Annotated in this window: 6 protein-coding genes and 1 tRNA gene; all 7 read right to left on the bottom strand. The window is 40.5% G+C overall.

Features of this window, described 5'->3' with window-relative positions; all coding sequences use genetic code 11:
* Positions 1-301 precede the first annotated feature (301 nt).
* The 7 genes from AB1401_15100 to AB1401_15070 all read right to left on the bottom strand — a co-directional run bounded on the left by AB1401_15100 (position 302) and on the right by AB1401_15070 (position 8,079).
* Positions 302-1,225: a DNA-3-methyladenine glycosylase I gene (locus AB1401_15100; GenBank protein ID MEW6616779.1), complete on the bottom strand. Its 924-nt coding sequence runs from the start codon at positions 1,223-1,225 to the stop codon at positions 302-304.
* A gap of 416 nt (positions 1,226-1,641) precedes the next feature.
* A complete protein-coding gene (locus tag AB1401_15095; GenBank protein ID MEW6616778.1) occupies positions 1,642-1,908 on the bottom strand; it encodes a hypothetical protein in 267 nt (88 codons plus the stop codon).
* Between the two features lie 552 nt (positions 1,909-2,460).
* Positions 2,461-2,537: transfer RNA gene (locus AB1401_15090), tRNA-Met, on the bottom strand.
* 47 nt (positions 2,538-2,584) lie between these two features.
* On the bottom strand, positions 2,585-3,793 hold the full coding sequence (locus AB1401_15085; protein ID MEW6616777.1) for a cofactor-independent phosphoglycerate mutase: 1,209 nt from the start codon (positions 3,791-3,793) through the stop codon (positions 2,585-2,587).
* 104 nt (positions 3,794-3,897) lie between these two features.
* On the bottom strand, positions 3,898-4,947 hold the full coding sequence (gene thrC, locus AB1401_15080) for a threonine synthase (protein ID MEW6616776.1): 1,050 nt from the start codon (positions 4,945-4,947) through the stop codon (positions 3,898-3,900).
* A complete protein-coding gene (locus AB1401_15075; GenBank protein MEW6616775.1) occupies positions 4,935-6,275 on the bottom strand; it encodes a homoserine dehydrogenase in 1,341 nt (446 codons plus the stop codon). Before AB1401_15075 ends, thrC begins: the two co-directional genes overlap by 13 nt.
* Positions 6,276-6,522: 247 nt before the next feature.
* Positions 6,523-8,079 carry a glycerol-3-phosphate dehydrogenase/oxidase gene (locus AB1401_15070; GenBank protein ID MEW6616774.1) on the bottom strand — a complete coding sequence of 519 codons (1,557 nt, stop codon included), beginning with the start codon at positions 8,077-8,079 and terminating at the stop codon, positions 6,523-6,525.
* Between the last annotated feature and the right edge of the window lie 469 nt (positions 8,080-8,548).

Here is an 8,548-nt window from a genome sequence, read left to right as displayed (position 1 = left end):
GAATGGGTATATTGTCCTGAAATGAACTATAAATACCAGGATGAAGATGGAAAAAGCGTTGAGAAAATTGGTGAAGGGTGTACAAAACAGGACAAAGAGGGAGAATACCTTGAATGTCCTGCGTGTAAGGCCAAATTTTACTTAATCAAAGCATAAAGGGGGTATAATTATTCAACCTTTTACTTGGTAATGATCACCTCTATCCAGGTTCATGGAATTGGGACTGGACTGGGGTCAGGTCTTGAGAAATTACTTTTGCTGCCAAAAATTTACTTTTCAAGACCTGCCCTCTAGATATGCACTAAACATCAAAAGAACAATATTCAGTGACACCACATGCATGACACCTCGGATTTTTTTCGAGGCAAATGCCACCATTTTTCAACCCAAATCCTTCTTCATCACCCATCTGTCCGTATTTAACCATGATTATATCAATATACCGAATTGGGTCATTAATCTGGCGTGAAAATTCCCTTCCAACCATTATTGATTGTCCAATGTTCTCTTTGTCATCAATCAATCCAAGCCTAAACAATATTCTGCGGATGACTCTATCCGGCTTCCATACGTTCAAGCCCAATTCAAGCATGACATGAAAAACCGTGATAGGGCCAATGTAATAGAACTTCATTAAATCTTTTTTCAGGTCTTCAAGAGTCCCCTCCTCTTGAAGATTTCCAAAGCTTTCTATGTAATTTGAAAAAGATCCATGCCTCTTTATTATCTCGTTAAATATAATCGCGTTGTTGATGCAGGCTTCAATCTTTGGTTTGTAGTGAATTGTGTCTGTATCTTTCATGACCGTGTTTATTTCTACCTGAGAATAACTCCTTGCCGCATTGAAATCTTTAAAATATTTTTTAATCGCTGGGAGTTTCTCTGTAACTGTGGCTGCTTTCATCCCAGAATAGAAAATAACCTGTACAAATATCCAATAGATGTCATTATCTGAATAATTTTTATAATGATATTTCTTAAATTTACCCCAATTTTTCTCAAATTGCTCCTCAGGCAATGAGCACTCTTTTTTTATCGCTGTCTCCATTTTCTTGAATATGTCTTTTAAATCTAACGTTTTTATTCTATCGGGAACAGAGCATGGGGCTTTTACAATCCTTACCTGATTGCTCGTCCCTAAGTTATTGAGCTCCAGCTTGATTCCGCATGAAAAACAGAATTTATGCTCCCGTATTATCTCTACCCCACAATTGTAGCAGAACATGATTGGTCACCTTTTTAAATATCGTAAGTAATTGATTGCCAGTGCAATAAGGCATGAACAGCCTTTCGCTCGCCCTGGTCACCGCAACATAGGCCAGTTTATTGATCTGTTCTTCCGTCCATCTTCCCGGTTCCATCCAATCCAGCCCCAGGAGAAAGACGAAGGCATAATCGAAAACGAATATTTTTGTGTGTAGACGATCCAGTCTATAAAAAGAAAGACTCCAATGATTATTTTCTTGGAAATATTCCCTAAATCGAATTTATGCAATTTCTTTTCTTTGTTTATTCCAATAGATACAGGGATGTTGGGGGCCAAAGCTACACCTTGATTTTGGAAGTAAGCTTGAATTTTCTCTTCAAAATCCTTACCGACGTGGGGGTTGCTTTTTGCGCCTTTTCTCTGAAAATTCATTGCTAAAGCCAATCATTACCGTTGTATTGGTTTCTTAATTTATACTGACCATCACCAAGAGAAATGAAATATTTCTTATAAGTTATACTGTGATTATCACTTGCACCATTTGCGAGAGTGACGTTGATATGGTTTTCGGTGGGCTCTGGTTGCCATTTTTTTACTTTTATCAGCTCTCTTATGTCCTTTATTGAAAATGGTTCCGTAATCAGCCCAGCATTCACAGCTGCAACAATTTCTCTGTTTAATCCTCTGCCATATTTTGCCATTTCATTTTCCTTTTTCCAGCGACTTGTTGGGCGTGTAGTATAGCGAAGCGCCGGTAAGGCGCTGTGAGATGAAAGCTCAACTCGCCCAACAATAATTAAACTGCTGTTTATATTTTATAGAAATTCTAAACCTATAAATATTCCTTGCCAATCAGAATCTGGTGGGATATTTGTAATTTCAATAAATTATATTTACTTTCCATTTCTACATTCTATTCTTTAACCTAATCCGGCCGGTCTTAAACAAAAAAAGCGCCCTTCTTTTTCCCCTGTAATCTCAGGAACTAAAGAAAGACGCCTTCATAATCACCCCTTTGTAATTAGGGTCTACAAAATTATATATGTCATTCAACCATGCACTTACCTATACCTTAATTATTAAATGGAGTCAAATTTTTTTCGCCTTTTTGGGAGATATTGGGTCTTGCAATCACAAGAATAAACGCTGACTCGTTTCCCCCGACATAGCTCCATCGTTAGAGAAATGTTAGAAAACACCCTCGAAGGCAATAAAAAAGGGCTTACGGAAATCCGTAAACCCTTTATGTTTTTTGGTAGCGGGGGCAGGATTCGAACCTACGACCTTCGGGTTATGAGCCCGACGAGCTACCAGACTGCTCCACCCCGCGATAGAGTAATATAATATAAAACAACCCGGCTGGTTGTCAAGGTTTATTTAGTTTTTTCGTAAGAAAAAGGTTAACAGTTTATGTCCATCCTCAATAAACAGATTAGTTGTCCTGGCTGATTTTTCATTAAAACCCATATCCTTTGAGGGGTTAGCTTCTTTATCGTCGGATGAGAGAATGGCAAATGGGACAGGGTCAGGGGTATGGCTCATTACCGATAAGGGGGTAGAGTGGTCCGGCAAAACCATTATCCTGTAGCTTTGAAATTTATCTATCTTACCTAAAACAGTTCCAACAACCTTTTTATCGAAACGTTCGATAGCCTTTAACTTGTTTTTAAGATCACCGCTGTGAGAGGCTTCATCAGGCGCTTCTACATGAAGGTACACAAAATCCGTTTTCTCTAAGGCTCTAAGAGCGTAATTTGCCTTTCCAACGTAGTTGGTGTCAAGGTATCCGGTAGCACCCGGGACATCAATAACTTCTAACCCTGCATAAATGCCAATTCCTTTTATCAGATCGACGGCAGAGATCACCGAACCTGTAATACGGTATCTTTCTAACAAAGTTGGTATATCTGGTTTTTTACCCTGTCCCCATAGCCATACGGAGTTTGCCGGTTTCTTAGAGTTTTTAATCCGTATCTTATTGATGTGGCTGTTTTCAAGGATCGTTTGAGAATCATTCATCAATTTAAGAATCTGTGTTTGCCCTTTGCCCTTTGGCAGATATGACTCTATGGTTTTCCCAGAAATATCATGGGGAGGGGTTGTGCTAAGTTCTTTTTGTCCATTCTTCCAAATCATAAGGTGACGGTAGCTGACACCAGGGTAAAACTCGATTTCATCTGTTCCCAGTCTTTGATTGATCTCATGGATGATTTCTCTCGCTTCTTCTGTAGTTATGTGACCTGCGCTGTAATCATCCATATATGTCTTGCCATTTCTAACCAAGAGTGTTACGAGATTACACCTGAATGCAACGTCTTCCGGCTCAAGTTTCAAACCCATGCTGGCAGCTTCTAAAGGCGCCCTGCCGGTGTAATACCTTTTAGGGTCATAGCCCAGTATTGACAGATTTGCAATATCACTGCCTGGAGAGAACCCCTGAGGTACAGTCCTTACCATCCCCAGTTTCCCCTTTTGAGCTATCAGATCCATGTTTGGTATGTTGGCTACCTCAAGAGGTGTTTTACCTCCAAGTTCCTCAACAGGGTAGTCGGCCATTCCATCGCCGATTAGTATAATGTACTTCATTTTATTGTTTCCTTCGGGGAATGGGAGAAAAACCTAGAACCCCCAATCCATCGGCGTTAGCTGATGGTAGTTGACTCTAACTTGGCTTCAAAAAAGTATGGAAATTACAGATCTAAAAATTCCAGTATTTTATCCAGCTTTGGCGGGAGTGTTAAAGGTTTGTTCGATATCTTTATAGCACTTTCCGGGTCTTTCAGTCCATGCCCCGTTAATGTACAGACAATACTGTTCCCCTTTTTGAAGTAGCCTTCTTTGTTCAATTTAATCACCCCTGCTACCGAGGCTGCCGATGCGGGTTCACAGAATATCCCCTCGTATCTGGCTATTAACTGATACGCGTTGATGATTTCTTCATCTGACACCATATCAATGGTTCCTCCTGACTCATCCCTGGCTGCCTCTGCCTGTCTCCAGCTTGCAGGGTTGCCTATTCTGATGGCTGTTGCCACAGTCTCGGGGTCTTTAACGACTTTCCCTCTGACAATAGGCGCTGCCCCCTCTGCCTGAAAACCTATCATCTTAGGCAGAGAGTTAACCTTTCCAGAGGACTTATACTCCTTAAAACCCTTCCAGTAAGCAGTTATATTGCCTGCATTACCCACGGGCAACGCATGGAATGTAGGAACAAAACCCAACTGGTCACAGATTTCAAAGGCTGCTGTCTTTTGCCCTTCTATCCTATATGGATTCAAAGAATTTACCATCGTTATGGGGTATTTCTCAGATATATCTTTTACAATTTTTAGTGCCTCATCGAAATTTCCCTCTAACTGAATTACAACAGCACCGTGCATCATAGCCTGAGAGAGTTTCCCCAAGGCAATCTTCCCCTTTGGGATAAGCACGTAAGCCTTCAAATCCCCTTTTGCTGCATAGGCGGCTGCAGAGGCAGAGGTGTTCCCCGTTGAAGCACAGATGACAGCCTTGCTCCCTTCTTCTAGTGCCCTGGATATAGCAACAGTCATTCCCCTGTCTTTGAAAGAGCCTGATGGATTGAGTCCTTCATATTTTAAATAAAGGTCGACTTCTTTGTTTATATAGCCCCTTAGTCTATCAGCCCTTATAAGAGGAGTATTACCCTCATTTAAAGTGACAATCTTGGAATCGTCACTTATAGGTAAAAACTCTCTGTAATTTTTGATTATTCCTCCCATAATGTATCACCCTCTAAAGTTGATTTCCCGTCTTCTATTCTGATCAGTACCGTATTGTCAAGAGTCACTGACAGATTATCTATCTTTTTTAACGCCTTCTGAACATTGGCCTCTCTGGCTTCATGGGTTAGCATAAAGATCGGTACAGCTCCGTCAATATCCCGTCCCTTCTGGATAACCGATGAAATGCTGATATCCAGGTTGCCCAGAATCCCTGATATCTTTGATAGTACTCCCGGTCTGTCTTTGGCATAGAATCTCAGGTAATACCTGCTTATAACATCGTTCATCTTCTTGATTTTCTGCTCTTTTATATTTTTATATTGGAAGGAAAGAGAAGGAACCCTCTGACTGCTACCCTTTATAATATTACGACAGATTTCCAGAACATCACTTATTACTGCACTTCCTGTGGGCATCATCCCCGCCCCTTTTCCATAAAACATGGTCTTGCCTACTGCATCTCCATCGATAAATACAGCATTGTACACCCCTTTGACCATAGAAAGAAGGTGATTATTAGGCAGGAGGGTAGGATGGACCCTGGCCTGAATCAGTTTGTTTTCTTCTTTGGCTATAGCCAGCAGTTTTATGGTATAGCCCAGTTCTCTTGCGAATTCTATGTCAAGAGGGGTAATCCTGGAAATCCCTTCAACATAGATGTCGCTTAGCTTCACTTTAATTCCATAAGCCAGGGATAAAAGTATCGCTAATTTATGGGCAGTATCTATACCTTCAATATCTAGGGTGGGATCCGATTCAGCATAACCCTCTTTTTGTGCACTCTTCAATACATCTGCAAATTCTTTGCCTCTGCTGGTCATCTCTGAAAGGATATAGTTAGATGTACCGTTCAAAATCCCAAATATGACTCTAATATTATTGGCAGCCAATCCCTCTTTGATAGATCGTATGATGGGGATGCCGCCACCAACACTTGCTTCAAAGCCGATATCTACCTTTTCTCTGTAAGCTGCCTTAAATATCTCTGTACCGTGAACTGCCAGCAGAGCCTTGTTTGCAGTAACTATGTGCTTTTTCTTCCTGATGGCATTTAAGGAGATTTCTCTGGCCGCATCATATCCGCCAATAAGCTCAATTAGGATCGATATCTCCGGGTCATCGATCAATTCCTGGACATCCGTGGTTAATAGTTCCCTGTCTACCTTTATCCCCCGATCCGTTGTGATATCCATGTCTGCGATCTTCTTCAAATGAATTGATGCCCCCAGACGATCCTCAATAATCCCCTTATTTTCCTGAAGGATTTTTACTACCCCCATCCCTACAGTTCCAAAACCTACCAATCCAATTACTATTGTTTTCACGGTGCCCCTCATTTTTGTTTTTGAATATCATTGAGTGGGTAAGGTAATAATCGTAAGAGTTAACCTATCAGCTGTCAGCTTTCAACGAACACGAAGTCTTTATCTTGCTGGTTGCTGAATGCTGACTGCAGAAAAGCTGCTTATAATCTACTAAATATTCAGATTTGATGCAAGAAATTTCCTTTAAGGTAGTAAGATGATTTTTTTATTAATGGGCAGGGTCTCTTTTATTATTTCAGATTTCCCGTTAATGAACTAAATAGTTATTTGCTGTTTTTTTAAATAATTCGATTTGTGATTTTTGCCACTTTATTCCCTTTTTCAGTTCTGTAGCCATTAATTTTGCCACATCAGGGGCAATCTCAATGCTGGCACGTGCATCTAAAAATAGAATACGGCGGCGGCGTGCTAAAAAATCTTCAACAGTTCGAGCCATCTCATTGTTTGCCGCCCATACCACTTCTGCACGGAGTATAGAATCGTTGTGTAACGGTTCACCTAAATGGGGTTCCTTTTTTACCAAATTCTGAATCTCGATTGCATCCGAGCCATAGTCTTCTAGCTTTCCGAATCTGTCTGCATGGTTATGATAGCCGTGTATTTGTAAAGTTTTACTAACAGAGGGTTGATATTCCAGTTGAGCAACAACAATTGCCTGATCGATGGTTTCTTCCGCCATTTTGCGGTAAGTAGTCCATTTTCCGCCGGCAATTGTTACCAATCCTGTTCGCGAAATCGATATGACATGCTCCCGCGAAATGGCCGCAGTTTCAAGGTTTTTAACGCTACTCACCAATGGACGCAATCCTGCAAAAACACTGAGAACATCATTCGGATTAGGGTCATTGGTGAGATATTGAGCGGCATGTTTTAATAGGAATTCAATTTCCTGTTCCATAGGTAAGGGTTCTAGAAGTGGGTTTAGCACTGGTGTGTCGGTAGTTCCAACGATTACGCGGTTATGCCACGGGATAGCAAAGAGAACTCTGCCATCATCCGTGTGTGGCACCATAATCGCCGTTTCACCAGGCAGAAAAGACTTATCCAGTACAATATGAGTGCCCTGACTGGGTTGTATGATAGGCGGTGCCATGGGTTCATCTAGTTTACGGATAAAATCAGTAAAAACTCCTGTTGCATTAATTACCGAGCGGGATTTCAATTCATATTCCTGGTTGTTCTCTAAATCATGGGCTACGACGCCGCATATAAGATCATTTTGTTTAAGCAAATTTGTTACTTTCATATAGTTAATAATCGTACCACCTTGCTCGGAAGCTGTTTGAGCTAAATTGATTGCAAGGCGGGAATCATCGAATTGTCCGTCATAATATATAACTCCACCCCGCAATCCTTCAGTTTCGATTGTTGGTATCCGTTTTACGGTTTCTTCCTGTGAAAGGATTTTCGAAGAGCCAAATCCCTCTTTTCCAGCGAGGATATCGTATAGTTTTAAACCAACACCATAAAATGGCCCTTCCCACCAATCATATGTGGGAACGATGAACGGAAGATCGTGAACGAGATGCGGTGCATTTCGTTTCAGTATTCCGCGTTCCTTTAAAGACTCCAACACGAGAGAAATGTTACCCTGTTGCAAATAGCGAACCCCGCCATGTATAAGCTTGGTGCTTCGGCTAGAAGTCCCGGCAGCAAAATCGTTTTGTTCAAGGAGTACGACCCTGAAACCACGGGATGCGGCTTCTACGGCAATTCCTAAACCTGTAGCACCTCCCCCAATCACAACAAAATCCCACTCTTGAGTAGAATTGGCAATTCTTCCGAGCATTTCTTCTCTGTTCATTATTACTCCTATAATTTTTATAAGCAGAGATTATTGGCGACTTTGAAAAGAGTCCATCTGTCCGCCTGTGGCGGGTTACGCTGTATCCTTCGTTGTTATGGCGTACTCCTCTTCTAAATTTATCAAAAGATATTTCGTAATTCAACCCTCTATGGATTCTAAGCCTATTATATTCGAAAATAGAGTTACCAGGATATTAATAAATATATTTTTTGAATTAAATTTAATTTTTATAGAATAAATTGATTCGTTATGATTCTGAAAAAAGACTCTACTTGCAAAACAGACATTCTAAAATGCTATTGACATTAGTCTAGTTTTACATTACATAAAAACATAAATTTTGGTGATTATAAAAGATTTGGCACCAAATTTGTGATATATTTTGTTATCAGATTAAAGATAGATTCTTTTCTATTATTATAACGGAATTCGAGTTCTTTTAAATATAATGGAAACTTTTCTTTTG

Source organism: Thermodesulfobacteriota bacterium (assembly GCA_040757775.1).
Lineage (GTDB): Bacteria > Desulfobacterota > UBA8473 > UBA8473 > UBA8473 > UBA8473.
Note: the sequence above shows the minus strand (reverse complement) of the source record. Positions and strands in the feature narration are given on the sequence as shown.

Excerpts from the sequence above, each read along its gene's own strand:
- AB1401_15100 (MEW6616779.1), bottom strand. The coding sequence starts at position 1,225 with ATGTTCTGCTACAATTGTGGGGTAGAGATAATACGGGAGCATAAATTC.
- AB1401_15095 (MEW6616778.1), bottom strand. The coding sequence starts at position 1,908 with ATGGCAAAATATGGCAGAGGATTAAACAGAGAAATTGTTGCAGCTGTG.
- AB1401_15085 (MEW6616777.1), bottom strand. The coding sequence starts at position 3,793 with ATGAAGTACATTATACTAATCGGCGATGGAATGGCCGACTACCCTGTT.
- thrC (MEW6616776.1), bottom strand. The coding sequence starts at position 4,947 with ATGGGAGGAATAATCAAAAATTACAGAGAGTTTTTACCTATAAGTGAC.
- AB1401_15070 (MEW6616774.1), bottom strand. The coding sequence starts at position 8,079 with ATGAACAGAGAAGAAATGCTCGGAAGAATTGCCAATTCTACTCAAGAG.